Genomic DNA, 24034 nt, shown 5'->3' with positions numbered 1-24034 from the left:
TATGCGGGATGGGGATGGGCTGTCAGTCGGTGACCGAGGCCAACGAGTCCTTCTTCAGGGCTTCCTCATGGGAATGAAGATCGCGGCCGTTGGTCTCGGGGAGCAGGAAGTAGAGGCCGATCAGAGTCATCGCGCCGACGGCGGTCATGTAGAACCCCCCGGCGCCCAGGAAGCCGAATTCCGCGACCGAAGCCGCGACGACCAGCGCAGCGGGTGCGCCCACCAGCGCGCCGGCGAGGTTGAAACCAAGACTGCAGCCGGTCAGCCGCGTTCTGGCGGGAAACAGCTCGATCAGCAGTACCACCATTGTCACGTTCACCATGGCTTCGAAGAGAGCGAAGAGCGACATGGCCAGGACTGCCACGATGATGCTGCCGCTGCCCAGGAGATGGAAGGCGGGAATGGCGGACGCAGCGAGGCCGGCGGCGCCGACCAGAATTGTCGGCCGTCGCCCGATCCGGTCGGCGAAGACGCCCGCGAGCGGACACATCGCCGTATAGATGGCGAGGATGATCCCCGTGGCGCACAGAGCGGTCGTTCTGCTCATGCCGACCTCCTCCGACATCAGCGCGTTCGCGGTGGAGGTGACGAGGTAGTAGTAGCCAACCGCCGCCGAGGCGGTGGCGAAGAAGCACAGGGCGATCGCCCGCTTGTTGCGGCGAAGCGCCTCCCGGGTCGGTGCCTGCGCGATATCGCCCTCCTCTTTCATCTCCGTGAAGATCGGGGTGTCCTCGAGCTTCAGGCGGATATAGAGCGCGGCAAGTCCCAGGGGCGCCGCAAGGAGAAACGGGACGCGCCAGCCCCAGTTCAGCATTTGTTCCTGGCTCAGCAGGTTCGTCAAGGCGAGCGCGACGGCCACGCCGCCGACACCACCCGCCGCGGCCGTGGCGGGCACCACGCTGCCCAGCAGTGCGCGCTTGTTCCGAGGGGCCTGTTCCACGAGAAAGGCGGCGGCGCCGGCCCACTCGCCGCCCACCGAGATGCCCTGCAGCATGCGGAGGAGCACAAGTGCGATCGGGGCGAGGAGGCCGACCGACGCAAAGGTGGGCAGCAGGGCGATGAGCGTTGTAGAGACCGCCATCAAGATCACAGAACCGGTCAGCGACGCTCGCCTGCCGATGCGGTCGCCGACGATGCCGAAGATCACTCCGCCAACCGGCCGCATCACCAGCGCAACTCCGAACACGCTCAGCGACAGCAGGAGTTCGGTGGCGGGGTCGTCGTTGGGGAAGAAGAGTTCGCCGATCGTGATGGCAAAGAAGCCGTATGCGGCGAAGTCGAACCATTCCATGAAGCTGCCGCATGCGGCGGCCACGCCGATCCGCCGTTGATCACGTGCCGAGGTACGCACATCACCTGTCGTCATTGACATGACGCCTCCCTGCTGTCGGGCCTAGTTCTGCCGAGTGCCCCTGTGTGGAGGAGCTGAGATCACAGTAGCTGTATGACCGTACGATTGCAATACAATTCTTCCCCCAGAGCCCAGGTCGCGGGCTTCGCGCACTTTCCTCCAGTCTCACGGGTGCATGCAGCCCTCTGAACAGGGGAAGTGCCGATTCTTGAAGACGGGAGGCGTAGTCGCCGGAAACGAAGGGGTGAATCTTCCGCAGCGATGGACCCAGCCTACTAGGCCGGAAGTACCGACGACCTGGGAATTTCCAAGGGTCGACGACTAACAGGCGCCACAGCGATTGTCAGACAATCACGTTCACGGCATGGCCGACAGGTCGCCGCAAGTTCAAGAGCCGCTTCAGCCGACGCGGGACTGTCTGGCTGTCGGCGTGCATCATTCGAGCCATCCGCGGGACGGCATACCACCAGCCGGCCAGGGCGAGGATCAGGAATGCCAGGTCAGCAGGTATCAGCTTCGCTGATCAGGTGTGACTACTGGGGCGCGGCGAATGCGGCCGGATGCGTATGCCGCGGTCGAACTCATCCGCCGCGAGGAACCTGTACCTGGCGTCGGACTACCTGGCCACCATCCCGATCCTGGCCCGCACCCGCCGCTGGTGCACCCAACACCACCCCCGACGCCGTCGCCTTCATCGTGTCGACGACCCGGGCCCGGAGAAACCGTTTCCTCGCGATGAACACCGCGAGTTGGTCACGTCGTTGCGTAATCCGCGCGGCGTCGAGGTGTTCGTTGCGTGGGCGGTCGCCGGCCGGGAGGCGGGCCACCCGTGGGCGGACCTGTTCGGCGGCGACCACGGCCTGCTGCCTACGCCCCGCCGCGCCCCGGCGACACCGAGGACCTTCCGCCGGACCTGGTAGTGGAGGCACTGGCGCATGACGTGCCCATGCTGACGACCAACGGCATCTCGGCTGTGACGACGGGCGGCGCGTTCAGAGTCATCGAAGGCCTGATCGGCCGCGGTCGCGACACCCTTGCGAAACGTTCGCGGGGTGACCGGCGCGCGCCGGTCACCTTGCCGGAGGTGGCAGACGAAGCCGCTGTTCTGGCATGTTCGGGCGAGACTGCAGGTGCGCCGCTGGCATGGACGACAGCGGCGCTCCTGGGTCAGCATCCCAGGATCGAGACACAGCAGATCGGGCAGCGCCGGCTCGACGAGCTGGACGTGACCCTGGCGCCGGAACGGGGCACGCCCATTCCTGAGCATGCTCCGTCTTCTATTTGCGCGCAGCGCGGTTTCCCCAGCGTGATGTCGGTCCGGCTCGCTCTGCGTCGGTCAGCCGAGATTGCGGGCCAGGAAGTCGCGGATCAGTGCGGCGATTTCGGGGCCGTGCGTTTCCAGGGCGAAGTGGCCCGTATTCAGCAGGTGCAGTTCGGCATCCGGCAGATCGCGCAGGTAGGCGCGGGCGCCGTCGGCGCCGAAGATCTCGTCGTGCTCGCCCCAGGTGATCAGGACCGGGGGCCGGTGCTCGGCGAAGTACTTCTGGAACTCCGGGTAGCGGTCGAGGTTCAGCGTGTAGTCGGCGAAGAGCTGGAGCTGGATCTCCTTGTTGCCCGGTCGATCCAGGTAGTGCTGATCCAAGGTCCAGGTGTCGGGGCTGACCTGCGCCAGCCGATCGGCCGGAACGCCGTGCGTGTACTGCCATTTCGTGGCGTCGAGTTCGAGCAGCTTGCGTACCTCGGGCTCGTGTGCCGCACGGTCGTTGGCGTGTGCGAACAGTACCTCCCAGAACGGGGTGAAGCCCTCCAGGTAGGCGTTGCCGCTCTGGGTGATGATCGCGGTGATGCGGTCCGGATTGCGGGAGGCGATGCGCAGCCCGATCGGTGCGCCGTAATCCTGAATGTAGAGGGCGAACCGGTGGATGCCCAAGGTGTCCAGCAGTTCCAGGGTGATCTCGGTGAGCTTCTCGAAGCTGTAGTCGAAGGCGAGCACGGCAGGCATGGCCGACTGCCCGAAACCGATATGGTCCGGCGCGATGAGATGATAATTTGCGGCCAGCTCGGGCAGTAGATTGCGGAACATCGCCGAGCTGGTCGGAAAGCCGTGCAGCAGGACAAGTGTCGGCTTGCTCGGATCTCCCGCCTCGCGGTAGAAGACCGGCAGGCCCTGGATTTCGACAGTGTTGTGACGTATTGCGTTCATCGCGATTCTCCTAGTTGTGTTGATCGAACGGACACTTGGTTTCGGTCGCAGGTCAGCGATGACCTCGACGAGGTGGGCGTGGCAGGAGTGCCGAGCACGAATCCAGCGCCGGGGCACGAATGATGGACGGTCAGGCCGTGCTGATGACGAGTTCGGTTCGGGGTTTGCGCACCGGCGCGACCAATCGCGCCGCAGCGATACTGAAGGCCATGCCGAGCGCGAAATAGCCTCGGTAGCTGTCGGTTCGGGCATGGATCCCACTGGCAACCGCCAGCCCGGCGGCCGCGGCGAGCTGATGGATCACCCATGCGGGAGCCAAGGTCCGGCCCATCCTGGCTGGGTCGAGGCCGCGGGACATGATCGCCATGGTCAAGGGGATGACCGGGAACGAGGCCGCGCCGAACACGGCCGCGACCGCGATGAGCACGCTCGGGCCGGGAACGCACACGGCAAGGGCGAGCGCGACTATCCGCATCCCATAGAGGATCTGCAGCAGGACCTCAGGTCGATACCAGCGCTGCAGTCGCGCCATCGCCGCCGAGGTCAGGCCCGCCGCCAATGCCGCGACGGCCACCAGGCGACCGGCCGCGGCGATCGACCAGTCGGTCTCGACCGCGTGTTCGGGCAGCATCAGGATTACCACGTAGAGGGTCGCTGAATGCAAACCGAAGGAGATCAGCACCCGCCCCCGGCCGGCCAATGACTCGGCACGGCGCGCGACGCCGGCGATGTGATCGACAGGCAGCACCCACCACAGCACGCCAGTGACCACCAGCCCGACACCGCCGAGGAGCGCATAGGTGACGCGAACACCTACGGGCTCGAACAGAGCCGTGGCAACCCATGGCGCGGTCAGCTGCCCCAGGTTGATTCCCACAGCCGCCCTGGTGAGCGCCGGACCGACCTGATTCGCGAGCGTCCGCCCGATCAGGGTGGTGACCGTGAGCGTGGACGACGACGCGAACCCGATTCCACCGAGAAGCACGTAGACCGTGAGGAATTCCCACGTCGTACGCACCACGGCCAGCACAAGATAACTCGCCGAGATCAGCGTCAGACCGCCGATCAGCACCCGCTTCGCACCGACCCGATCCAGCAGGCCGCCGACCAACGGCTGCGCCAGCCCGGTCACCGTCGTGCCGAGAGCGGCGGCGAGGGCCAACGCCGTCGCACTCACCCCATACGAGGCGGCGGTGGGCGCGAAGAACACTCCCACGGAGAAGTTCAGCCCGAACGACACCGTCATGGCCGCCAAGCCCGCCCAGGCAATCTGCTCGCGCCGCATGCTTACCACCCTCTAACCATCAACATCTGTTTTGATGGTTAAGAGTGGCCGCCATGGAGCTAACCTGTCAATGTGACATAAATGGTTGGAATGCGGGAATATAGTCAGTGTCCGCAGCCAACATCACTCGCGAAGCCCAGCCCTGTCAGACGACGGCGCCCCCGAAAGGCCCCTTCGCATGCAGTTGAGGTGCGCCTGTCACAGTCAGTCGGGCAACGAAGCCGGCGTCGGTGTACCGGCGTGCCGGCGTCCCAACGCCTCGAGGAGCTCGAGCAGGCCGAAGTCGTGGAGCGAGTCGTTACGGTCGCACGGCCGGTCGAGGTCCGCTACGCACTGACGCCCATAGGCCGCGAGTTGGAACCGGTACTGGATGCCGTGTTGGCGTGGAGCGTCAACTGGGCGGCTCATCAGGCAGGTCCCTAGCAGCGAAGCCCAGCACATCGGCACCGAGGTGCCCAGCCTGTTCCGGTCCCTGCTGGAGCAGACGGCGGCCAACGGCCACGCCGCGAGCGGCATTGCCAGCGTCGTCGAGACGATCACGAAGGGTGCGCACAATGAGTGATCCGGCGATCGAGGTCGGCACCGCTGCCGCGCTCGACGCGCGGCGTCGGATTGTCGCGGCACACTTCCCGCATTGGCATGGACCTACCAACGCACACATGGCCAGCGCTGGTACGCACGCCATGGCGGCACCCGATGAACACCCTCACCCGGATCGGACTGATAGAACTGGCATTCGGAGCCATGCTGGGATGGATCCTGGTCATCCAGCTGGCCGGACCCGATCTGGCCGGACGGCTCGGAGTCATCGCGCCGCGACGACTGCTCCAGGCACACATCGACTTCATCATGATGGGCTTGATACTCGTCGCGATCGGCCTCGCCGCTCCCGAACTACCCACCTGGACAGCGGCGGTCGTCGTCTTCGGCACCTGGCTGAATCCAGCCCTATTCCTTCCACTCGCCTGGCGCGAGGACCTCACCCGGACCCTCGGCTACCAAGCGACCAGCATGATCGCCTTCCTCGCAACGAGTGGCGGCCGGACAGCGGTTGCCATCATCGGCTGACCACCTGCAACACCGCCGCCCCATGCCCACCCTTGCGAAGGCGAACTGGTGTCGGCCGGCCCGGTTGCCCGGCGCTGTCCGGCGGGCCCGCGCATTTTCGCAGTTCGGGGGTAATCGAGTGGCGTTAGGGTAAAGGGGGGAGAGTGCGAGGAGTCGAAAGATGAGCACCACCATTCTGATCGTGATCATTATCGTCGCCGCTCTGGTTGTCTTGCTGGCCACCGCATGGGTGTTGATGCGCAAACGGCGCGAACACCAGCGGGTCGAGGCTCAGGGTATCCGTGACCGCGCGGCGGAACGGGAAGTCGAGGTCGCTCAGCGGAAGGCGCGGGCTGACGAGACTGCCGCCAGGAGCCGGGCAGCAAAGGCGGAAGCCGAGGCCAAGGCGGCGCAAGCCGAGCAGCTTGCCCAGCAAGCGCACATGCATCACAGCGAGGCGGCGGATTCGCGAACCGAGTTGGACAAGGAGTGGGAGCGCGCGGACAAGGTCGATCCGGACTCGAAGTCAGGTGAGACGCAGCAGCGTGCTGCCCCTGAACGGCCGCCGCGCAATCCCTGACAGCGAGCGCGCCGATCTGCTGGGCCTGCCTCAGCGGCGGCCGGAGTGGACTGCGTCTCGGACTGCCCGGCGCGCATCGCGGGGAACGTCGTCACTGCGGCTCTCACGCCCAACGCTGCTGGTGCTCCACTGACCAGCGCATCACTGGGGCACGATGCTCTTGGCGCCCACCATGCGCACCAGGCTGAGGATCGGGAGCCCGATCACCAGGTGTTCGATCCCGGTGGAGATACCCACCCAGAGGTGGCTGGACAGTGCCAGTGGAATGATCACCGCCGCGGCGGTGAGGATTCCCACGATCCAGCCGAAGAACAATTCCGGTGACGGAGTGCCCAGGCGAAGCAGAAACCAGAGCACCCCGGCCAACAGTGTGCAGATGAAGGCCACCACCGCGAACCAGTACGCATCTTGCGCCATCGGGTTCCACACCCCGAACTCGCCGCTCTCGGTGACCCGGGTGGCGATGATTTCGATGATCCAGGCGCACAGCCAGGCCGCCAGGGCGGTTACCACGGCCGCCGCGATCACACCACCGACGAACATGCCGATGTTGACATCTGGGCCCTGATGTTGCCGGGACTGCCGGTCCGGAGGATCGGACTGCTGATATGCGCTGTATCCGTGATCTTGGCCGTACCCGTGACCTTGGCCGTACCCGCGATCTTGGCTGTACCCAGGATCACGGTAATTCCCCGGTTGATAACCGGATTCATAACGTGCGGTGTGCTGGTCGCGCGGATCCATGGGATTCAACCGCCGATCACCTCCGTCCGAAGCATGCGTGTGCGTCGAGTGTAGGGCCGCAGCGAACAGGCTGCTGGCCGCTTACCCAACTCCGCTCGGCCCGTGGCCTCGCCACGGACTGCACCGTATCTCCTCGATAAGAGGAAACGACCTCGGCCCCTGTGGATCTACCTCGGGTCGGTCTGCGCCTGCTGATGGACGGACATTGGCGATTCGGTTGTCCGACAACAACTTGTGGGGTTGGATGGCCGCATGGCTGCGCCTGCCGGTGTGCAGCGTGCCCGACGGCCCGACGCCGTAGAACTGAAAAGCTCCGAGCTCGGCGAGATTACGACAGGACGCAATGACACTCCGTACCTTGGCCGCAGCAACCGTGCTGGCGATCGTATGTGCAGTGAGCGCGACGACCGGCTGCGGGAAGAATGCCACTGAGAACCCGGTAGCGGCGAGCAGCACCAGCACGAAGTCAGCCGGAACGACGACTTCCACGCCATCCACCACCCCAGTTCGGTGGGCAAACACGGCAGTATCGTCACCAGCCCCGACGCTGAGTCACTGATGGCCAGGATCCGCGCCACCGATCCGTGCTCGATGGTCGACCCTGAGCCGTTGAAGTCGATGAATCTTGGCGCGAAGTCGGTAACACGTGAGGGGCGAGGGTTCGCCGGGTGCCAACTCAGGGTGGGTGATCACGTCGGCGAACCCGGTTCGAAGGATCCGTTCTACCTGTTCGAACTGTCGCTCGGCGAGGTGTACGACGACGATGACCGTGCGCGGGACAAGGCCGAAACGGTCAACGGTCATACGATCTACCGCTCCCGCTTGGCTGATGATCCTACTTTCGCCGACACGTGCTACTACTACGTGCCTGCCGGGCACACCGGCTACGCGCACCGGTTGCGGCTGCGCAAGGTTCTGCCCGACGGTGCGCCGAACAAGACGCCGTGGCCCGAAAAATGCGATGTAGAAAAGAATTACGTCAGCAAGATCGTCGATCGGCTGGACAGCCTTACGCCCCGTGACAAACCGGCCGACGGCAACGTGCTGTACGGCAAGGATCCGTGCGCGGCCAGAGACGCGGTAGCGGCCCGGTACAGCGATTGGACCTTGAACTCGATCAGGTGGGTGGGTCCGTATCACTGCCAGTTGGATTTCGCCAAGCCGGGCGCGAAATACAGCCTGCGGGTCGAGCTGCAGTTTCGCTTGGACGTGGAGCAGCAGGCATCGCCCGGGCCTGGCAACGGCGCCTACCGGGCGGCGGGCCTGAACGGGATTATTCTCCGTTCGAACGTGTACGGTCCTGTCCCGTCGCGTTGCGGCGTCAGCCTGACGTACCGGCCGAGTAGTGATGGCCGCATGAACGGTCATCTCATCGGGCTTGCGATCGATTGGACCGCGCTGCCTCTCGCGCAGTATGGCGATCCCGGTCACCCGACGGATGGCAGCTGGCCGCCGCTTCCGTTCGACGCCTGCGCCGACGTCGATGATTTCAGTACCGCCGCGGTGCGGGCCGCGGGCTGACCGCGCTCCCCGTTTTCGCAGCCGCGGCCGACCGCCGAGTCATTGCGAACGTGGGCGGCGACCGGCGGCTACGCGGCCTGCGGCATGTGCCCGGGTCCGCGGAGAAGGTCGTCCCGGAGGGTCCGGTGCATGGCGCACCGGTGCACAGGACCGGGAGTGACAAATGCGGGGTCCAGTCGTTGCGCGAAGCTGAGGTTGTCACGGCGCCAGCAATCGATGCACACCAGCTCATTCATGGTCGTTCTCCTCGAGTCTCCGCACGGGAAGGTCCTCTGAGGCTTGAATTCCCATTCGCTTCCAGACGAACACCTGTATTTGTCCACTCACGTCAGCCGCTGCATCGTTACCGCGGCGGTATCACAATCCGTGTGGGTGCCCCCTCCCTATGCGGTACTGCTGTCAGCTCTGTGTGCAGTCTGGTCGCGCACCCATTCGTCGGTCTGGGTGAGCCAGAACAGGTAGGCCAGCGCGGGCAGAACCGTGACCGCGGCGAGTGCGACGACCGCGGTCCCCGAGACCGCGCCGATGGCGAACAGGATCGCCGACACCGTCGCCCACCGCTTGGCCAGACCCAGGGCGACCGGGTCATGGCGGGTGATGCCGCGGCAGTGCACGACGTAGATCATCGCGGGGAACGCAATCCCGAAACAAGCCAGGACGATATGCCAGCCCAGCGAGAACGCCATCTGCTGGCGGGCGGGCAGCAGTCCCGGAGGACCCTCACCCGATGCCGAGTAGACCGCGGTGAGCGTGCTCGACACCATCGCAACTCCTTCCGGTTGCGGCGCGGGCGGGATGCGTGCGCTGGTTACCGCCCGGCCCTCTCGCGTGGTATCCCCGCTTTTCACCGCGCCAACCGGTCGACCTCTCCCGGCGCCCCGCCGCAGTCGATGCCTGGTCGCATCGCGGCGCTTCCGGCACGAACCAGTGGTGCGTACCATCGGTACATGCCCTTGCCTCGCTTCTACCGCCTGCCGCCCGATCGACAACGCGCGATCATCGACGCGGCGAAGACCGAGTTCGCTCACCACGGCCCCGAGGCCGCGTCGTACAACACGATCATTGCCAAGGCAGGTATTTCGAAAAGCTCTGCCTACCAGTACTTCGACGGCAAGGACGACATACTCGGGCTGGTGCTGTCCGATGTCGCCGACCGATTGCGCGCGAAGCTGGGTAGCTGGGTCCCAGAGGACACAGCGGAGGCATTCTGGCAGCGCCTCAGCGAGGACTCGGCCGGACTCGTCCGCTTCCTCGAGGACAACCCACTGGATCGAGCCCTCGCCGACGCCGCCCTCGCCCGGATTCCCACTGGGAACGAGCAATCGTGGCTGGCCGCCGTGATCGACAACGGCATCGATCTCGGCGTCATCCGCACGGACGTGAACCGTGAACTGCTGACCGCCGCGTCGGCCGCCGTGCTACGCGCCGGCGACCAGTGGGCGCTCGCGGGTGGCGGCCATCCCGATCAGATCTTCAGCCTGCTCGCCGGATTGTGGGGACCTGCTCATGCGCGGTGATCTTCATGTCGATTGGTCGATTCCGGCGACATCGCCGGGATGGACCGGGCACCTGGAACGGTTCATGGGTCCCGGGAAGACTCGGGCGGAATCCGCCGTCGAATACATCGGCGGCGCGATTTGCCTGCTGCTTCTCGCAAGGTACTGCTGGCCGATGCTTTCCGGCCGCGGTATCGCGGAAGTCGTGGTGCTGGCCGTTATCGCCGCCGACCTCGTCGGAGGTGTATTGACCAACGCAACGAACTCGGCGAAGCGCTGGTACCACCGCACGCCCTCATCGCGGGGCAGGTTGGCGTTCGTCGCTGTCCACACCGCGCATCTCGCCGTCGTCGGCTTGGCGCTTCTCGGTGATCCGGTGTGGTTCGTCGGCAATACCCTGCTGTTGCTCGGGTGCGCGCTTCTGATCGAATCCGTGCCAGTCGCCTTGCGCCGTCCAGTTGCCATGGCGGCCTATATGACCGTGCTCCTGATCAACCTGATCGCCTTCCCGCCACCAGCGCTGCTGGCCTGGTTCATCCCCCTGTTCTATCTCAAGCTGCTGGTCTGCTATTTGATTCCGGAGGCCCCCATTGCAACCCGCGGTCATTCTCGCCCGAGCATTTGATTCCGAACCGGGATGCCCGGGTTGCCGGCGGCCGCGAACAACACTGGTCGCCGCCACTCTGACCCCGGACTCGGTTGACCCCCCGCGGCTTCCGGCTCCCGGGATTCAGTGGTGGGCGTGGTTGAAAAGCCTGCCCATCTCGCCGCGGGAGCCTCAGACGCAAGCCTGGACTGCGCTAGGGCCGAGTCGCCCCTGCGGAAGGCCCCTGGCCCATCAGTCGTCCGGTTCGCCTCATCCCGAGCAGCATCGAGCCCAGACCGAGCAGCACGGCGACTGCGCCGGCAACGACGTTGCTCCAGATCGTCGATGCGGTGTCGACATCGCCGCTGACTACCCAGGGAGAGACGATCGTCCACACGCCGATCAGCGGAGCAGCCCAGACGATGCCGTGGGTCCGTCCGTACACCGAGGCGAACCCGAGAGCCAGCATCGCGAGGGCGATGCCGACGATGAGGTTGTTCCCGGTCAAGGTCGGGAACCCATTGAATCCGACTACCCATGGAGAAATCGCGATGTAGAGCCCGGTCAGGAACATGCAGCCGGCGACCACCTGGGCGGCCGGCGCCTCCGAGGCGAGCTCGTACTTCTCCCGCAACTCCACGATGTCGGGATGCCGGCTCATGCTCACGGTCTCACTAGTCATGGTTTCCACCCTTCGGACAAGTGCACGAATCGAGACTCTCGAGCCGGGGCGGCCTGCGATCGGTCACGGCGGAACGCGGCGCCGATCCTTGTCACCACCTCGGACATATATCATTCTGTGATATTATCACTCCATGACACATGGGTCCATGTCATCGCCGGAACACCTCACCAACCAGGAGTATTCGAGGCTGCTGGCGTTCCGAGCCGGACTTCGCCAGTTCCTGCGCGGGAGTGAGCGGCGGGCAGCCGTGGCCGGACTCACCGACACTCAGCACCAGCTTCTGCTGGCGATCCGAGGGCATCCCGGCCCTGACCGGCCCAGCATCGGAGAAGTCGCTGGATATCTGGACATCCGGCACCACAGCGTGGTGCAACTGATCGATCGCACCGAGCAACTCGGCCTCGTCGCCCGCAACCGAGGGCAGGGCAAGGACCGCAGGGTCGTCCGCCTCACCCTGACCGAGGCGGGCCAGGAAATCCTGGCCCGGCTCAGCGCCACACACCTGGAAGAGCTCGAGCGGCTGGTACCTCTGATCAGCGCGCTGGTCGATCCCCCAGCCGTACCGCGGGCGGGTGAGTGCTTGCCGGTTCGGGCCTAGGCCGGGCGGGCTGCCGAGAGCGAATCCGGTCAGGAAAGTTCGTCGGCCGACTCGTGGCCGGCAGCTGCTGTGCGTCGGAGGAATTCCGCGATCAGTTCGAGTTCGGCATCGGTATAGCCGTCACAGATGGCGTCCATCCGGCCGTTCATTCCAGCGAATATGCGGTAGAGCTCGCGGTTTCGGTCGTGCAGCGCACGCACGGTGACCGCGCGTCGATCGGCGCCCTCGGGATCGCGCTCGCGCACGACCCATCCGCCCCGCTGTAGCCGGTCCAGAATGCCGGTCAACGTCGCCGGATGCAGACCGGCACGCGCCGCCAACGCCGTCGGTGTCAGCGGCCCGTGCCGGTTGATCAGATCCAGGCAGGTCCAGTCGACGTCCTTCAGTTCCACCTTGCTGCCGAAGCGCCGGTTCAGCAGCGACAGTTGAGTATTCAGGTCGCGGAGCGCCTCTTTGACCGACGTGACCAGCCGACGGTGTCGCCGGGCCGCGGCCGGATCGACTACGGAACTCATTCAAGTCACCTTCACGACTCTTCGTATGGATTCCGTATCATACGCAACCGTTGGGGGAAACGGCTTCCGCCATGTCTCAGTGTTTACCGAGCGCCTCGGTGCGGATCAGTCGCAGCAGACTGGGATTGTTCGACGTGGTGACGACGCTGACGATCTTGTGTACATATCGGACGTCGTCGACGAGCCGGAGCAGGCAGGCGGCCAAGTCCGCTCGGGAGGTGAACCGGCCCTCGGCATGGCCTTCCACCACTGTGTAGCCGGTGACGAGCGAGGAGGTGTACAGGCCGCTGGGGCGCACGACCGTCCAGTCGAGTTCGGTTGCGGTGAGCAGGGATTCCATCGCGCGCATATCGTCGTAGAGGGTTTTGCCCATGACCTGGGTGAGGTAAGGCTGCAGGACTCGATTGAACAGAAAGCCCGCGTCCGCGTATGGTTTCGGATCCACCGCACTGGATGAAACGACCACGATACGGCGCACCGCATGCCTGCGCATGGCGGCGACGATATTGGCGACCCCGGCCGAATACGTCGTGATCGGTTGCTTGCTGTAGGGCACACCGAGCGTCGACAACACCACGTCACCGCCCGCGATCGCGGTCTCGACCGACTCCGCCACATGGACGTCGCCCTCGAACGTCGTGAGCCGGTCGTGCTCGAGCGGGAAATTCCGAGGGTTGCGAGTGACGGCGACAACGTCATGGTCGGCCGCGAGGGCTTGGGCGGTCAGCAGGCGGCCGGTGGGACCGTTTGCTCCGAAGACGATGAGACGCATGGATATTCCTTCCGGGTTCGTGCGGGGCGCCGGTTGCGACGCTCGAAACGAGTGGAATTCGATGGATGGAAGACGGCCGTGTTCCGGCCACTGGGGTCAGGAGCCCGTTGCAGCCCCCGGCGGAGGGCCCAGGATTTCGACGCCATGGCGGGCGGCTGCGGCGGCGAGCTGGGCGATGTCGGGCTGGCCGGTACCGGAGGCAGAGACAGGGATTCGGCCGGCCGCCCGGTTTCGGTGAACCAGTGCTCGAATCCGCCCGGCGTGATCAGGGTCAGGAACCGGCACACTTCCGAATCGACGCGGTCGGCGTGCGGCAGTCCGCGTGGGGCGAAGACAGTGGAACCGGTCGAGACCTCGACCCGCTGGTCGGCGACGTGCACGGTGAGCTCACCGGCCAGGACGATGAATACCTCGTCCTCGCACTCGTGCCGGTGCAGGGCAGCCGCGGTACCACGTCGGCAGGTGTGCCTGGTAATGGCGAGCCGGCCGCCGGTCCGGCTTGCGGTGGCGTCGAATGGGACCAGCGCGCCGAGATGCCAGATCGCGTGGTCCGCGTCGTCCCCTGCTCGATCATCGCGCGCGCGGCTGCTTCAGCCGGAATCTGCTGGTAGCGAAGCGGTCTGCCGATCACCTGGCCGATGACGGCGACCATCCGCTCCAGGCTCACGGCCTCGGGACCGGTGATCGTTACGCGGCGGCCGAGCAGGCCGTCGTCCGACACCACTCACCTCATCGAAGGGCACGACTTCCACGCCCTCGGGAAAGCCGGCGAGGTGCCGTCGAGAGACAGCGCGGACTCTCGTTCCGGTGGACATCAAAGTACTGACGAGGGGGCCGCCGATAGTGCCGGCCGCGCCGGTGACAAGATACATGCCAACTCCTATCTAACTCAGACTATATGAGTCAGATATTACATCGGTTCGGCGCCCTGTCGATATGAGTTTCGTAGTGCGGCTCCCTACGCCGACATCGCGGTGGTCGTCACCATGCAGGAGAACCGGTTCTTCGATGTGGAGGTGTGCGAATTCGCGGCTGCTGGGCGGCGGGATCAGCGCAGGCGCGCATCCCGCCGCGCCGCTACGCGTACGGCTCGACACGCAGGACGTAGTCGAGGTCTCTGATTCGTTCGGCTACTTCCAGCGAAGCGGAGACGACCAGCCGATTGGCGCCGCCGTCCTGGTCGACCCGGGCATCGGTGGTTTCCAGCCACTCGAAGAAATTCCTCCGAATGGCCGTCGGGGTGGCGTCGCCGCCGGTGGACCCCGGCTCCAGAAGGATGAGATATCTGCGATGTTGCGCTGACATGGTGGCCCTCCTTCGGTCGTCCCGGATACCGCGGCGAAGGCGGAGTGTCCGCCATCAGGCTCACAGGGGCTCCCCGCTTTCCGCGGGGATCGCCGAGGTCGCAAGTCCTCGTGACGCCGGGGTACCCGCCGATACGGGCCGCATGCGCGGCCTCGCCGGTGGCTCACCATTCGAGGAGGTAGCAGGTCGGACTCCGGCGACCGGCGCGGCCGCTCGGTCGCTCCGGCGTGCCGCGGCGGCCGTCAGCGGTAGTCGTCCAGATGGTCGACGGCCCACTGTGCGAAGGAGCGGGCGGGGGTGCCGGTCACCGATTCGGAGGTGGGGCCGACCGGGCTCGGTTCGGTTCCGGCCGCGGCCCAGAGATCGAGCACCGGGCGGTAGTAGAAATCGGCCGCCTCCTCATGGGTCAGCTCGACCAGGTCGACGGGTTCCCCCAGGGCTGCGGCGATGGCGTCGACCTGCTGCCGGTGCGAGAGAGACTCGGGTCCGGTGAGCGGGTAGATCTTGCCCGCGTGGCCAGGGACGTCGAGTGCGGCGATCGCCGCGGCGGCCAAGTCGGCTTCGTGGATCGGAGTCAGCTGCAGGCCTGGGAAGGGCACACGGACAACGCGCTCGGATCTGATACTGGAAAACCAGGTGCGGGCATTGGCCGCGAAGGCGCCCGGCCGCAGGATGGTGAGCGGCAGACCCGACTCGCGCAGCGGGTTCTCCACCGCGAGATGCAGTGCGCCGATCGGGTTCTGGTCATTGACCGCCGCGAGAGAGGACAGCAGCACGATGTGCGCGACACCGGCCGACTTCGCGGCGTCGATGAAGGTGTCCAAGCCCTCTCGCGCGGCGTAGTAGAAGATCTTGTCCACCCCGTCGAGCGCGGCGGAGACCGAGCGTGGATCGGTCAGGTCGAGTCCGACCAGTTCGACCTCGTCGGGGGCGGCCGCGCGGTCAGGTCGAGAACTGGCCGCCCGTACCGGCTTTCCGGCCGCGAGCAGCTGATCGACGACGGTGCGACCGACGATGCCGCGGGCACCGGCGACCAGGTAAGTCATGACGTTTCTCCTTCGGAACGGGAATCGCTGAGGTGGGCGAGAATGCGGCGTAACTGTTCGCCGTAATGCCGCTCGAACTCCGCCGACCGCGCATCCATGCCGAACAACTCGCGAACCTGCGCAGACAGCAGCACCGGTACGGCGACCATCCCGAGCAATGCGAGGCGAAGGGCAGCCGGGTCGAGATCGGCGGCGATCTCGCCGCGCTCTTGGCGGCGCCTGGTGTCGGCGATGTCGTCCGCGGTCAGCGGCTGGTCGATGGATGGGTCGACATCGGATAGTGCCCGCCACATGAGCAATCGAACGCCGCGCGGGTCGTGCAGCGCTTCGCGCAGATAGTTGGTGACCACCTCGGCCAGCGGCAGCGCCGGGTCGCTGATCGCGGACTCCCGCTCCAGCCAGCGTTGCCGCATCGCCCGGTAAAGACCTTCTTTGCCACCGAAGTAGTAGGTGATCAGCTGCTTGTTGACGCCCGCGCGCTCGGCGATATCGCCGACCCGGGCGCCCGCGTAACCCCGTGCGGCGAACTCCTCCAAAGCGGCCTCGAGCAGGCAGCGTTTGGTTCGATCGGCATCGCGGACGCGATGGTCGGGATCGGGGGTCCGGTGAGCGGGCACAAGCACACACTAGGTCATAATTTTACAAACGGCTAATTATTTTAGGCGAATGGATGACTTGCTACAAATTCGCCATTCCTGCTTACTCTGTGGCTAATGTGTCCCTGCCAGCCATGGAGGACATCGCTGGAGAGTTGCGAAGGGGACGGTTCGCACCGCGAGGGCCTTGTTTACGCCACCGCATCGGCGGATGATCGGAGAAGAGTCACCACTGGCTCGGGTCGCACTAATCGCTCAGCCAAGGAACGCCATCATGTTTACCAAAGCCGCTCAGGCGATTGCCGCAACCGCCATCACACTGTTCGTCGGCGCCCTCGTCGCTCCGGCAGCATCGGCCGCTCCAGCAGCACCCGCACCGACCACCGACGCCTTGGGTTCGGTAGTGGTATGCCTCAACGTGCCGCTGGGGTCGGTGGGTGTCAGCTTCTGCGTCTGACGTTGCCGACCGAGCGGAAAATGGCGCACCGCCGGACATTCCGCTCATCGCGCGATAGGTGGCATATCGAGTCCGCTCAGCACCGTGCTGGGCGGCGTCAATGACGCGCGCGGGGCCTCCCCCACCACGACCCCGCGACGCCATCGTTTACTGCCGCGATGAAATCGCCTGACTTTCAGCCAGTTCGGCGAGCCGGACGACGGATGCCAGCAGTTTCTCGGAGGTGGTCGCGCGGGCGCGGACCTGACGCTTCTCGTCGGTCAGCAAAGTCCAGTCATAGGTGTGGGTGACCAGGGTGCGAGCGTCGTCCACCGGTTCCAGCTCCCAGCGCCACAGGTGACCGGGCGGCTCCTTCCCTGGTTCGGAGGGACGCCAAGCGATGCGGCGGCCCTCGGTGAACTCCACCACGTGGTTGTCGCGCACCGGCCCGGTGGTCAGGGTCGTGCTGAACACCTCCCCTGCCGCCCGTACCCGCTGCCCCGGCGCGGCCTCCGAGAGGTTGTCGTTGCCGTCCCAGCGTGGCTGCTGGGACGGATCGGCGATGAGCTCGAAGATTTCTGCCGCAGCCGCGGCGATTTCACGGCTGGCGCTGACAATGCGCGGAACGTCGGTCTGGTCGGTCATGTGCCGATCGAAACATCGAGCCGACCGCTGAGCAAGCTTTCCCGGAGAGCGGCCATCCCCGCTGATCACCGCCACAGCCTCGCTGGTGCGGTATGACTGAACCCGACATCAGATCGACGAAGGGATGCGCTCATGGGCGAGCGAGTTGCAGTCGTATCCGGCGCCGCACGCGGAATCGGTGCGGCGATCGCCACGCGATTGGCGGCGGACGGACTTCGAGTCGGCGTGCTGGATCTGGATGCGGCGGCTTGCGCCGACACCGTCCGAGCGATCACCGAGGCGGGCGGACAGGCAGTCGCGCTCGGCGCCGACGTATCGAACGAGGAGTCGGTCGCCGCTGCTGTGCAGCAGCTGGAGAACGAACTCGGCGCGCCGACCGTCGTGGTCAACAACGCCGGAATCCTGCGCGACAACTTGCTGTTCAAGATGAGCGTCGACGACTGGGACGCGGTGCTGAACGTGCACCTGCGCGGCGCCTTCCTGCTCACTCGCGCGGTCCAGAAATACATGGTCGAGCAGCAGTGGGGGCGCATCGTCAACATGTCGAGCACCTCGGCGCTCGGCAACCGCGGCCAGGTCAACTACTCGGCGGCCAAGGCGGGGCTACAGGGCTTCACCAAGACCTTGGCGTTCGAGCTGGGCAAGTTCGGCGTCACCGCCAATGCCATCGCCCCCGGATTCATCGTCACGGACATGACCGCGGCCACCGCCGCCCGCGTCGGCGTCTCCTTCGAGGACTTCCAGAAGGCCGCCGCCGCGCAGATCCCGGTGCAACGCGTCGGCCGTCCCGAGGACATCGCGCACACCGCGTCGTTTCTGGTGAGCGAAGGCGCGGGTTTCGTTTCCGGACAGGTGATCTACGTGGCGGGCGGCCCCACCAACTGACCGCGCGGTCCCCTCGACGCCCGTCCCCGTGTGGTAACGGAGGGGACGGTAGCGTCGCGGGACATGAGACGGCGTGAGGCTCGTCGTGCCGTGACGAGTTATGTACTGCTGCTGCCGAGCCTGGTCGGAGTCGGGGCGTTCCTGTTGTTGCCGATCCTGGTGGTGGCCTGGCTCAGTGTGCACAGCTGGAACCTGCTGGGACCCATGGAGTTCGTGGGACTGCGGAACTGGCGCTCGGTGCTGGGCGATCCCGCGTTCGGCCATGCCCTGCTGGTGACATCGGCGTTGACGGCGATCGTCGTGCCGATGCAGACCGTACTGGGATTCGCGGTCGCGGCGCTGCTGGCCCGGCGCGGTGCGCACGGTCTACGGGTGCTGTACGCGCTGCCGTGGATGTGCGCGCCGGTGGCGGTGGGTGTGGTGTGGCAGTGGATGTTCGCGCCGACCGGCGGCGCGTTGAACGCCGCGCTCGGCCGCCGCGTCGAATGGCTGTCCGATCCGGCGCTGGCGCTGCCGTCGGTGGCCGCCGTGAGCGTATGGGCGAACTTCGGGTACGTGGCGCTGTTCTTCGTGGCCGGGATCCGGGCGATTCCACGCGAGATCCTGGACGCGGGCGCGCTGGACGGAGCCACCGGCTGGCGCCGGATCCGCTGGCTGGTTCTGCCGCTGCTGCGACCGACCATGTTCTTCGTCCTCGTCACCGGCGTGCTGACCGCCTTCCAGACGTTCGACACCGTGTACGCGTTGACCAAGGGTGGACCCGGCGATCGCACGGATGTGGTTGCGATGCGGATGTTTTCCGAGGCATTCGACGCCGCGCGGCCGGGCCGGGCCGCGGTCATGGCGATCGTCGTGTTCGCGGTGATGGTCGCGATCACCATCGCGCAGCACCGCTACTTCCGGAATCGGACCACCTATGAGTTCTGATCACCTGCGGTCGGCCGCGGCGTATGCGGTACTGCTGGCCGGAGCGGTGCTGACCGTGGCGCCACTGATGCTCAGCGCGCTCACCGCGGTGACGACGCCCGGCCAATTCGCCACCGGATTGCCACTGGCCCTGCCGCATCCGGTGACCGCGGACAACTTCCGGATCGCGCTGGACCATGGGCTCGGGCGAGCGGTGCTGGTCACCGCGCTGATGACGGTGTTCGTCACCGGCGGCCAGCTGATCACCTCGGTGCCGGCGGCCTACGCGTTCGCGCGCACCGAGTTTCCCGGCCGGGAAGCGCTGTTCTGGGTCTATCTGGGCACGATGATGGTGCCGCCCATGGTGACGCTGATCCCGCTGTATCTGATGTTCGCGAAACTGGGCTGGCTCAACACCTTCTGGGCGCTGGTGCTGCCGTTCGTGTTCGGCTCGCCGTACGCGATCTTCCTGCTGCGCCAGTACTTCCGGGCGATTCCGGAGGAGCTGATCGGTGCGGCGCGCCTGGACGGCGCGAACACCCTGGATGTCATCGTGCACGTGATGGTGCCGATGAGCCGGCCGGTCCTGGCCACGCTGACGCTCATCACGATCGTCTCGCAGTGGAACAACTTCATGTGGCCGCTGGTCGCGAGCAGCGGCGAGCGGTGGCAGGTGCTGACCGTCGCGACCGCGAACCTGCAGACCCGGTACAACGCGCAGTGGACCCTGGTGATGGCGGCGACGACCCTGGCCATCGCCCCGCTGGTGCTGCTGTTCGTGATCTTCCAGAAGCAGGTGCTGCGCTCGATCGCATGGACGGGGATGAAATGAAGACCTCGACCCGTGCGGTGCTCGCGATCGGGATCGCGGCGGTTGTGCTCGTCGCGGCCGTGCTGTGGCTCGGTCGTGCCGGTGGGTCCGGCCGAACTGTGGTGAGTCTGCGGATCTGGGACGAGTCGTTCGTTCCCCGCTACCGTGCCTCGCTGGCGGAGTTCCAGCGCGGGAATCCGGACGTCGAGGTGCGGATCACCGTCGTGCCGTGGTCGTCGTATCAGCAGAAGCTGCGGCTGGACGTGGCCGGCGGCACCGCCGACGACCTGTTCTGGACCAATCTGTACGAGGACTACGCCGACGCCGGACGGTTGATCGACGTCGGTGCGGCACTCGGTCCCGAAGCCGCGAACTCCTGGGACCCGTCGTCGGTCGCACAGTACACACGTCACGCAACTCTTTGGGCCGTACCGCAATTCGTGGACGGAGGCACGGCGGTGTACTACAACCGCGACTTGCTCGCCGCGGCACACATCGATCCCGCCGAACTGAACGCGCTGCGGTGGAGCCCGGACGGCGACGACACGTTCCGTCCGCTGCTGCGCCGTCTGGCCGCGGTCGCACCTTGGGCCTACAACGCGGGCCATGACTTCCAGTCCATCGAGCTGCCGTATCTTGGCTCGGCCGGGGCGCGATTCCAGGACGACCGCGACGATTTCGTCTTCGACAGCCCGCAGGGTGTCGCGGCCTTCGACTATGTGCTGCGGTTGATCGCCGACCGGCTCGCGCCGGCGCCCGCCGACACCAACACCAACCCCGATTTCGCGAAGAACGCCTTCTTGCAGGGCAAACTGGCGCTGCTCCAGTCAGGGACGTTCAACCTCGCACAGATTGCCCAGCAGGCCCGCTTCGCGTGGGGCGTCGCGCCGCTGCCGGAAGGGCCGTCCGGGCGGGTCAGCACCAACAACGCGATCGGCGTCGCGGGAAACGCCGCGACCCGGCACCCGGACGCGGTACGGCGGGTGCTCGCCTGGCTGGGCAGCGGTGCGGGCAACCGGTCTCTGGCCCGCGACGGCGCCACCATTCCCGCTGTCGTCGCCGAGCAGCAGGCCTACCGCGAATACTGGGCCGGGAAGGGCGTCGACGTCGCGCCGTTCTTCGACGTGCTGCGCGGTCCGCGTATCTCCTCCGGCGGTGGCACTGGTTTTCCTGCCGCGCTGCGCGCCATCGAACCGATCTTCGCCGAGATGTATCTGGGCCGAATCCCGGTGCCCGAGGCGCTATCTCGCGCCAGCGCCGCGGCGGAAGGCGCGGTCGCGCAGAACTGATCGTGTTCGGGCATCGCGCCGAATACCGGGTTGCGGGTAGCCGGTCGGCTGTGGGGAATCACTCTGCGCCTCGGCCTCGTTCCGGGGTGCGCACAAGCCCTTTCCGGTCATAAAAGGCTGTTACCGCCGCGCCGAGAATCAGACCGATGACGAGGCCCAGCAACGTCATCCAGGTTCCGCGTTCCAGGCCGGCGGCACCACTGGCATCGAAGTACAGGATGGCGCGAACGGCGAGGAAGACCTGGTGCATCGGCTCGAATGTCGACAGCCAAGCGAAGTACGTGGGAGTTGCCTCGATCGGCACCGTGCCGCCGGCCGAGGGAAGGCCGAGAACGATGAACAGGATGAGGTTCACCAGCATTCCGGCCGCGCCGAAGGCGGCGAGTATCGACAACGCGGTCACACCGACCGCGAGGATTGCGAACGTGCTGTAGAGGAACAACAACAGGGCTTTGCCGATAGGCATGTCCAAAGCCGTTCCAACAGCGAGGAATACCGCGGAAACAATGGGTGCGGCGACTGCGAGAATGCCCCATTTCATCAGCAATGTGCGCACCCGCGAGATCGGGGTGGGCGGATAGTGCACATACCAGGGCCCGTATTCGGTCGGGGTGAATCCGAGGGACGCGTCCACCATGGTGTGGATGATCATGGCGCCGGTGAATCCGGCCAGCAGTATCAGCAGCGTGTAGAAGAAGGCCGACAGGCCGCCGCCGGTGCCTTCTGGCAGGGGCCGATACGGCGCTACGACCACATCGATCGGTTCGGCGAGCATCAATTGGCTGGCTCCCGCCAATTGCGGCGGGCTTTCCCCTGCGGACCTGAGTTTGGCGTCGACACTGTCGGTGAGCTGCTTGCCGACGGTTTCGTTGACTTTCTCCAGCGCCTGTTCGGCGATGCGGAGCGTGATCTGGGTGGCGTACGTGCCGGTACGAGGATTGGTTTGAATGGTGATGACCGGCTGGTCGACCTTGCCGGACACCACGCCTGCCGCGCCGAGGATGGCGAGCCGTTTGGTGAAATCGCTGGGAATGACGACAGCGCCGTAGATCTTGCCGTCGTGCAGCAGCCGTTGCATTTCGGTGATGCCGACGACGCGCAAATCGACCTTGTCGGCCGGAATGTTCGCTGTCATCGCTTCGGTGATCTGATTGCCGACGTTGGCCGGTTTTCCGTCGAGCGTGTCGCCTTCGTCCTGATTCACCAGAGCCAGCGGCAGGTCGTGCAGATTCTTCTCCGGGTTGACGACGTAGCCGAGGTACATCGTGGACAGCAACGCCATGAGCAGGGTCAGGACCACGACGGGTTGGATCCACGTGCGTGCACGCGTTGGTTTCGCTGCCATGGGACCGGTTCCTTTCACGGCGGTACTAGCGGTGGCGTGTTCTGTGGTCGAGATCGGCGTGCATGATCACGTGGGGCCGGTTCGGCGAACGCAGAGCTATCTTTACCCGGCGGTGCGGCCATGGCCGACAGGACGTGGGGTTCGGAGTTTCGTCGGCACGGCCGCTCCGACGCGCCGCCGTGGCCCCTCCGGCGGTCAGCGTGGAGCGGCGGCTCACGCGTTCACCGCTTCGGCCAGTCGGGGCAACTGCCGCAGCGGGTTGTGCCGTTCGACCTCCATGCGCTGGTCTGCGTCGAAGATGTCGCTGAGCTCAGGAGCCGGATCGTGCGTGCCGGTCTGCGAGAGGATGAGGGCGCTGAAGGGCCAGTCCGAACCGAAGACGATGTGGTCGCGGGTGCTGACCGCGAGCACGCTGGCCATCGCTGCGACCGATCCGCTCAGCGCGGTGTCGTAGTAGAAGTTCGCGATCTGGCGTCGCGTGTCCAGGACCGACGGCCTGGTCAGGTCCGCGGGCCACAGTTCGCCGACTACGGTTTGCGAGGCGACGCTGACGCGGTGAGACAGGAACGGAAGGGTGCCACCCGCGTGTGCCAGCTGGAACCGGATGTTCGGGTAGCGCTGGGTCATGCCGCTGATCATCATCAATGTCGCGGCGCGGGTGGTGTCGAAGGTGTACTCCTCCAAGAAGTCCGGCACCACGAGCTTCGGCTTCGCGTTGGCCGGGATCGAGGCCGGATGGACGAAGACATAGGCGTTGCGCTGGTTCAACGCGATCATCAACGGCTCGAAGCGCGGGTCGCCGAGATACACGCCGTCGTAGGCCGACAGCAGGACCACGCCGTCGAGGCGCAGCTCGTCCAGCGCGTAGATCGCTTCCGCGATAGCGGCGGGGATGTCGGGCATCGGCAGCACCGCGAAGGCGCCGAAACGCTTGGCGTGGGCCTTGAACAGGTTCGCGGCGTAGGTGTTGCAGTAGCGAGCCATGTCGTTGGCTTCCTTGCCGCGCAGGAAGGACACACCCGGGTCGGACACCGACAATGCCTGGGCCTGAATCCCGTAGTAGTCCATGAACGCCAGCGCTTGCTCCGGCGACCAGTCCGGTGTCGGGTATCCGCCGACCGTGACGTGACCATGGTCGAGCAGGGCCGCTCGGTAGTCCGGCGGCAGGAAATGCGCGTGCAGGTCGATGCGGTAGGTGCCCGACGGCGCGGGCTGCTGGGTGCGGGCCGGGGCCGACTGGGCGATCGGCATCGCCGCTGCCGTCGCGGCGACACCGAGCGTTCCGGCGACGGCGCCGCCCAGCATGCGGCGGCGGTTCAGCTGCACGCGAGAGTGCCAGCGGGATTTGGGCACGGAGGTCCTCACTTTCCGAATCGAGAAACAAAAA

Annotated in this window: 28 protein-coding genes; 13 read left to right on the top strand and 15 right to left on the bottom strand. The window is 66.0% G+C overall.

Translation table 11 applies throughout. The features are described from left to right. Positions 1–22 precede the first annotated feature (22 nt). The gene (locus tag AB0M45_RS17045; protein ID WP_364329273.1) at positions 23–1372 is read right to left on the bottom strand and encodes an MFS transporter; all 1350 of its coding nucleotides are present in this window, start codon (positions 1370–1372) and stop codon (positions 23–25) included. Positions 1373–1911: 539 nt separating this feature from the next. Here AB0M45_RS17045 and AB0M45_RS17040 point away from each other — a divergent pair. Continuing rightward, complete coding sequence (locus tag AB0M45_RS17040; protein WP_364329270.1) at positions 1912–2271, top strand: hypothetical protein; 360 nt, start codon at positions 1912–1914, stop codon at positions 2269–2271. A 416-nt stretch (positions 2272–2687) separates the two neighbouring features. Here AB0M45_RS17040 and AB0M45_RS17035 read toward each other — a convergent pair whose 3' ends face one another. Both AB0M45_RS17035 and AB0M45_RS17030 read right to left on the bottom strand, forming a co-directional pair. Then, positions 2688–3554 (bottom strand): alpha/beta hydrolase, encoded by an 867-nt coding sequence (locus AB0M45_RS17035; protein ID WP_364329267.1) that lies wholly within the window; start codon positions 3552–3554, stop codon positions 2688–2690. 130 nt (positions 3555–3684) lie between these two features. Further along, on the bottom strand, positions 3685–4839 hold the full coding sequence (locus tag AB0M45_RS17030; RefSeq protein WP_364329264.1) for an MFS transporter: 1155 nt from the start codon (positions 4837–4839) through the stop codon (positions 3685–3687). An 81-nt stretch (positions 4840–4920) separates the two neighbouring features. On the opposite strand from AB0M45_RS17030, the gene AB0M45_RS17025 reads away from it, so the two are divergent. From AB0M45_RS17025 to AB0M45_RS17015, 3 genes are all read left to right on the top strand, one after another. Further along, positions 4921–5262, top strand: coding sequence for a winged helix-turn-helix transcriptional regulator (locus AB0M45_RS17025; protein WP_364329261.1), 342 nt, complete (start codon positions 4921–4923; stop codon positions 5260–5262). Between the two features lie 273 nt (positions 5263–5535). Further along, positions 5536–5907 (top strand): hypothetical protein, encoded by a 372-nt coding sequence (locus tag AB0M45_RS17020; RefSeq protein WP_364329258.1) that lies wholly within the window; start codon positions 5536–5538, stop codon positions 5905–5907. A gap of 160 nt (positions 5908–6067) precedes the next feature. Then, entirely contained in the window at positions 6068–6466 is a 399-nt protein-coding gene (locus AB0M45_RS17015; protein WP_364329255.1) for a hypothetical protein, read from the top strand. Positions 6467–6607: 141 nt separating this feature from the next. Here AB0M45_RS17015 and AB0M45_RS17010 read toward each other — a convergent pair whose 3' ends face one another. Continuing rightward, positions 6608–7210: a hypothetical protein gene (locus AB0M45_RS17010; protein ID WP_364329547.1), complete on the bottom strand. Its 603-nt coding sequence runs from the start codon at positions 7208–7210 to the stop codon at positions 6608–6610. A gap of 510 nt (positions 7211–7720) precedes the next feature. Between AB0M45_RS17010 and AB0M45_RS17005 the strand changes: the two genes are divergently transcribed. Further along, complete coding sequence (locus AB0M45_RS17005; protein WP_364329252.1) at positions 7721–8731, top strand: hypothetical protein; 1011 nt, start codon at positions 7721–7723, stop codon at positions 8729–8731. A gap of 383 nt (positions 8732–9114) precedes the next feature. Here AB0M45_RS17005 and AB0M45_RS17000 read toward each other — a convergent pair whose 3' ends face one another. Continuing rightward, complete coding sequence (locus AB0M45_RS17000; protein WP_364329249.1) at positions 9115–9495, bottom strand: cytochrome ubiquinol oxidase subunit I; 381 nt, start codon at positions 9493–9495, stop codon at positions 9115–9117. Between the two features lie 183 nt (positions 9496–9678). Here AB0M45_RS17000 and AB0M45_RS16995 point away from each other — a divergent pair, with 183 nt between their 5' ends. Both AB0M45_RS16995 and AB0M45_RS16990 read left to right on the top strand, forming a co-directional pair. Continuing rightward, a complete protein-coding gene (locus AB0M45_RS16995; RefSeq protein ID WP_364329246.1) occupies positions 9679–10248 on the top strand; it encodes a TetR/AcrR family transcriptional regulator in 570 nt (189 codons plus the stop codon). Continuing rightward, the gene (locus AB0M45_RS16990) at positions 10238–10852 is read left to right on the top strand and encodes a hypothetical protein (protein ID WP_364329243.1); all 615 of its coding nucleotides are present in this window, start codon (positions 10238–10240) and stop codon (positions 10850–10852) included. The genes AB0M45_RS16995 and AB0M45_RS16990 overlap by 11 nt, the downstream gene beginning before the upstream one ends. Before the next feature lie 175 nt (positions 10853–11027). Here AB0M45_RS16990 and AB0M45_RS16985 read toward each other — a convergent pair whose 3' ends face one another. Further along, entirely contained in the window at positions 11028–11495 is a 468-nt protein-coding gene (locus AB0M45_RS16985; protein WP_364329240.1) for an SPW repeat protein, read from the bottom strand. Between the two features lie 133 nt (positions 11496–11628). Here AB0M45_RS16985 and AB0M45_RS16980 point away from each other — a divergent pair, with 133 nt between their 5' ends. Next, positions 11629–12096, top strand: a complete 468-nt coding sequence (locus tag AB0M45_RS16980; protein ID WP_364329237.1) for a MarR family transcriptional regulator — start codon at positions 11629–11631, stop codon at positions 12094–12096. 29 nt (positions 12097–12125) lie between these two features. Here the strand turns inward: AB0M45_RS16980 and AB0M45_RS16975 are convergent, their stop codons facing one another. The 6 genes from AB0M45_RS16975 to AB0M45_RS16950 all read right to left on the bottom strand — a co-directional run bounded on the left by AB0M45_RS16975 (position 12126) and on the right by AB0M45_RS16950 (position 16351). Next, entirely contained in the window at positions 12126–12611 is a 486-nt protein-coding gene (locus AB0M45_RS16975) for a MarR family transcriptional regulator (RefSeq protein ID WP_364329234.1), read from the bottom strand. A gap of 76 nt (positions 12612–12687) precedes the next feature. Further along, on the bottom strand, positions 12688–13383 hold the full coding sequence (locus tag AB0M45_RS16970) for an NAD(P)H-binding protein (protein ID WP_364329231.1): 696 nt from the start codon (positions 13381–13383) through the stop codon (positions 12688–12690). After that, entirely contained in the window at positions 13335–13781 is a 447-nt protein-coding gene (locus tag AB0M45_RS16965) for a hypothetical protein (protein WP_364329545.1), read from the bottom strand. Before AB0M45_RS16965 ends, AB0M45_RS16970 begins: the two co-directional genes overlap by 49 nt. A gap of 679 nt (positions 13782–14460) precedes the next feature. Further along, entirely contained in the window at positions 14461–14688 is a 228-nt protein-coding gene (locus tag AB0M45_RS16960) for a hypothetical protein (protein WP_364329228.1), read from the bottom strand. A 242-nt stretch (positions 14689–14930) separates the two neighbouring features. Next, a complete protein-coding gene (locus AB0M45_RS16955) occupies positions 14931–15734 on the bottom strand; it encodes an NAD(P)H-binding protein (protein ID WP_364329225.1) in 804 nt (267 codons plus the stop codon). Continuing rightward, a complete protein-coding gene (locus tag AB0M45_RS16950) occupies positions 15731–16351 on the bottom strand; it encodes a TetR family transcriptional regulator (RefSeq protein WP_364329223.1) in 621 nt (206 codons plus the stop codon). Before AB0M45_RS16950 ends, AB0M45_RS16955 begins: the two co-directional genes overlap by 4 nt. 253 nt (positions 16352–16604) lie before the next feature. On the opposite strand from AB0M45_RS16950, the gene AB0M45_RS16945 reads away from it, so the two are divergent. Then, positions 16605–16787, top strand: coding sequence for a hypothetical protein (locus AB0M45_RS16945; protein ID WP_364329220.1), 183 nt, complete (start codon positions 16605–16607; stop codon positions 16785–16787). Positions 16788–16934: 147 nt separating this feature from the next. On the opposite strand, the gene AB0M45_RS16940 is transcribed toward AB0M45_RS16945, so the two are convergent. Then, a complete protein-coding gene (locus AB0M45_RS16940) occupies positions 16935–17411 on the bottom strand; it encodes an SRPBCC family protein (protein ID WP_364329217.1) in 477 nt (158 codons plus the stop codon). A 132-nt stretch (positions 17412–17543) separates the two neighbouring features. Here AB0M45_RS16940 and fabG point away from each other — a divergent pair, with 132 nt between their 5' ends. The 4 genes from fabG (at position 17544) to AB0M45_RS16920 (ending at position 21302) form a co-directional block, all read left to right on the top strand. Continuing rightward, the gene (gene fabG, locus AB0M45_RS16935) at positions 17544–18296 is read left to right on the top strand and encodes a 3-oxoacyl-ACP reductase FabG (RefSeq protein ID WP_364329214.1); all 753 of its coding nucleotides are present in this window, start codon (positions 17544–17546) and stop codon (positions 18294–18296) included. Positions 18297–18359: 63 nt separating this feature from the next. Then, positions 18360–19223, top strand: a complete 864-nt coding sequence (locus AB0M45_RS16930; protein WP_364329210.1) for a sugar ABC transporter permease — start codon at positions 18360–18362, stop codon at positions 19221–19223. Further along, positions 19213–20034 (top strand): carbohydrate ABC transporter permease, encoded by an 822-nt coding sequence (locus AB0M45_RS16925; RefSeq protein ID WP_364329207.1) that lies wholly within the window; start codon positions 19213–19215, stop codon positions 20032–20034. Before AB0M45_RS16930 ends, AB0M45_RS16925 begins: the two co-directional genes overlap by 11 nt. Next, positions 20031–21302: an extracellular solute-binding protein gene (locus AB0M45_RS16920; protein ID WP_364329542.1), complete on the top strand. Its 1272-nt coding sequence runs from the start codon at positions 20031–20033 to the stop codon at positions 21300–21302. Before AB0M45_RS16925 ends, AB0M45_RS16920 begins: the two co-directional genes overlap by 4 nt. 58 nt (positions 21303–21360) lie before the next feature. Here the strand turns inward: AB0M45_RS16920 and AB0M45_RS16915 are convergent, their stop codons facing one another. Further along, positions 21361–22647, bottom strand: a complete 1287-nt coding sequence (locus AB0M45_RS16915) for a DUF3533 domain-containing protein (RefSeq protein WP_364329204.1) — start codon at positions 22645–22647, stop codon at positions 21361–21363. Between the two features lie 213 nt (positions 22648–22860). After that, on the bottom strand, positions 22861–24000 hold the full coding sequence (locus tag AB0M45_RS16910; protein WP_364329201.1) for an amidohydrolase family protein: 1140 nt from the start codon (positions 23998–24000) through the stop codon (positions 22861–22863). Positions 24001–24034 lie beyond the last annotated feature (34 nt).

The organism is Nocardia sp. NPDC051787 (genome assembly GCF_040681325.1).
Taxonomy (GTDB): domain Bacteria; phylum Actinomycetota; class Actinomycetes; order Mycobacteriales; family Mycobacteriaceae; genus Nocardia.
This window is presented reverse-complemented; position numbering and strand designations above follow the sequence as displayed.

What these genes read in the sequence shown, in the direction of transcription:
- AB0M45_RS16930 (WP_364329210.1), top strand. Translation starts at nt 18,360, where the DNA reads ATGAGACGGCGTGAGGCTCGTCGTGCCGTGACGAGTTATGTACTGCTG.
- AB0M45_RS16985 (WP_364329240.1), bottom strand. Translation starts at nt 11,495, where the DNA reads ATGACTAGTGAGACCGTGAGCATGAGCCGGCATCCCGACATCGTGGAG.
- AB0M45_RS17035 (WP_364329267.1), bottom strand. Translation starts at nt 3,554, where the DNA reads ATGAACGCAATACGTCACAACACTGTCGAAATCCAGGGCCTGCCGGTC.
- AB0M45_RS17015 (WP_364329255.1), top strand. Translation starts at nt 6,068, where the DNA reads ATGAGCACCACCATTCTGATCGTGATCATTATCGTCGCCGCTCTGGTT.
- AB0M45_RS16915 (WP_364329204.1), bottom strand. Translation starts at nt 22,647, where the DNA reads ATGGCAGCGAAACCAACGCGTGCACGCACGTGGATCCAACCCGTCGTG.
- AB0M45_RS17045 (WP_364329273.1), bottom strand. Translation starts at nt 1,372, where the DNA reads ATGTCAATGACGACAGGTGATGTGCGTACCTCGGCACGTGATCAACGG.
- AB0M45_RS16995 (WP_364329246.1), top strand. Translation starts at nt 9,679, where the DNA reads ATGCCCTTGCCTCGCTTCTACCGCCTGCCGCCCGATCGACAACGCGCG.
- AB0M45_RS16975 (WP_364329234.1), bottom strand. Translation starts at nt 12,611, where the DNA reads ATGAGTTCCGTAGTCGATCCGGCCGCGGCCCGGCGACACCGTCGGCTG.
- AB0M45_RS16970 (WP_364329231.1), bottom strand. Translation starts at nt 13,383, where the DNA reads ATGCGTCTCATCGTCTTCGGAGCAAACGGTCCCACCGGCCGCCTGCTG.
- AB0M45_RS17010 (WP_364329547.1), bottom strand. Translation starts at nt 7,210, where the DNA reads ATGGATCCGCGCGACCAGCACACCGCACGTTATGAATCCGGTTATCAA.
- AB0M45_RS17025 (WP_364329261.1), top strand. Translation starts at nt 4,921, where the DNA reads ATGGTTGGAATGCGGGAATATAGTCAGTGTCCGCAGCCAACATCACTC.
- AB0M45_RS17000 (WP_364329249.1), bottom strand. Translation starts at nt 9,495, where the DNA reads ATGGTGTCGAGCACGCTCACCGCGGTCTACTCGGCATCGGGTGAGGGT.
- AB0M45_RS16945 (WP_364329220.1), top strand. Translation starts at nt 16,605, where the DNA reads ATGTTTACCAAAGCCGCTCAGGCGATTGCCGCAACCGCCATCACACTG.
- AB0M45_RS16960 (WP_364329228.1), bottom strand. Translation starts at nt 14,688, where the DNA reads ATGTCAGCGCAACATCGCAGATATCTCATCCTTCTGGAGCCGGGGTCC.
- AB0M45_RS17020 (WP_364329258.1), top strand. Translation starts at nt 5,536, where the DNA reads ATGAACACCCTCACCCGGATCGGACTGATAGAACTGGCATTCGGAGCC.
- AB0M45_RS16990 (WP_364329243.1), top strand. Translation starts at nt 10,238, where the DNA reads ATGCGCGGTGATCTTCATGTCGATTGGTCGATTCCGGCGACATCGCCG.
- AB0M45_RS16920 (WP_364329542.1), top strand. Translation starts at nt 20,031, where the DNA reads ATGAAGACCTCGACCCGTGCGGTGCTCGCGATCGGGATCGCGGCGGTT.
- AB0M45_RS16940 (WP_364329217.1), bottom strand. Translation starts at nt 17,411, where the DNA reads ATGACCGACCAGACCGACGTTCCGCGCATTGTCAGCGCCAGCCGTGAA.
- AB0M45_RS17030 (WP_364329264.1), bottom strand. Translation starts at nt 4,839, where the DNA reads ATGCGGCGCGAGCAGATTGCCTGGGCGGGCTTGGCGGCCATGACGGTG.
- AB0M45_RS16925 (WP_364329207.1), top strand. Translation starts at nt 19,213, where the DNA reads ATGAGTTCTGATCACCTGCGGTCGGCCGCGGCGTATGCGGTACTGCTG.
- AB0M45_RS16980 (WP_364329237.1), top strand. Translation starts at nt 11,629, where the DNA reads ATGACACATGGGTCCATGTCATCGCCGGAACACCTCACCAACCAGGAG.
- AB0M45_RS16955 (WP_364329225.1), bottom strand. Translation starts at nt 15,734, where the DNA reads ATGACTTACCTGGTCGCCGGTGCCCGCGGCATCGTCGGTCGCACCGTC.
- AB0M45_RS17040 (WP_364329270.1), top strand. Translation starts at nt 1,912, where the DNA reads ATGCGTATGCCGCGGTCGAACTCATCCGCCGCGAGGAACCTGTACCTG.
- fabG (WP_364329214.1), top strand. Translation starts at nt 17,544, where the DNA reads ATGGGCGAGCGAGTTGCAGTCGTATCCGGCGCCGCACGCGGAATCGGT.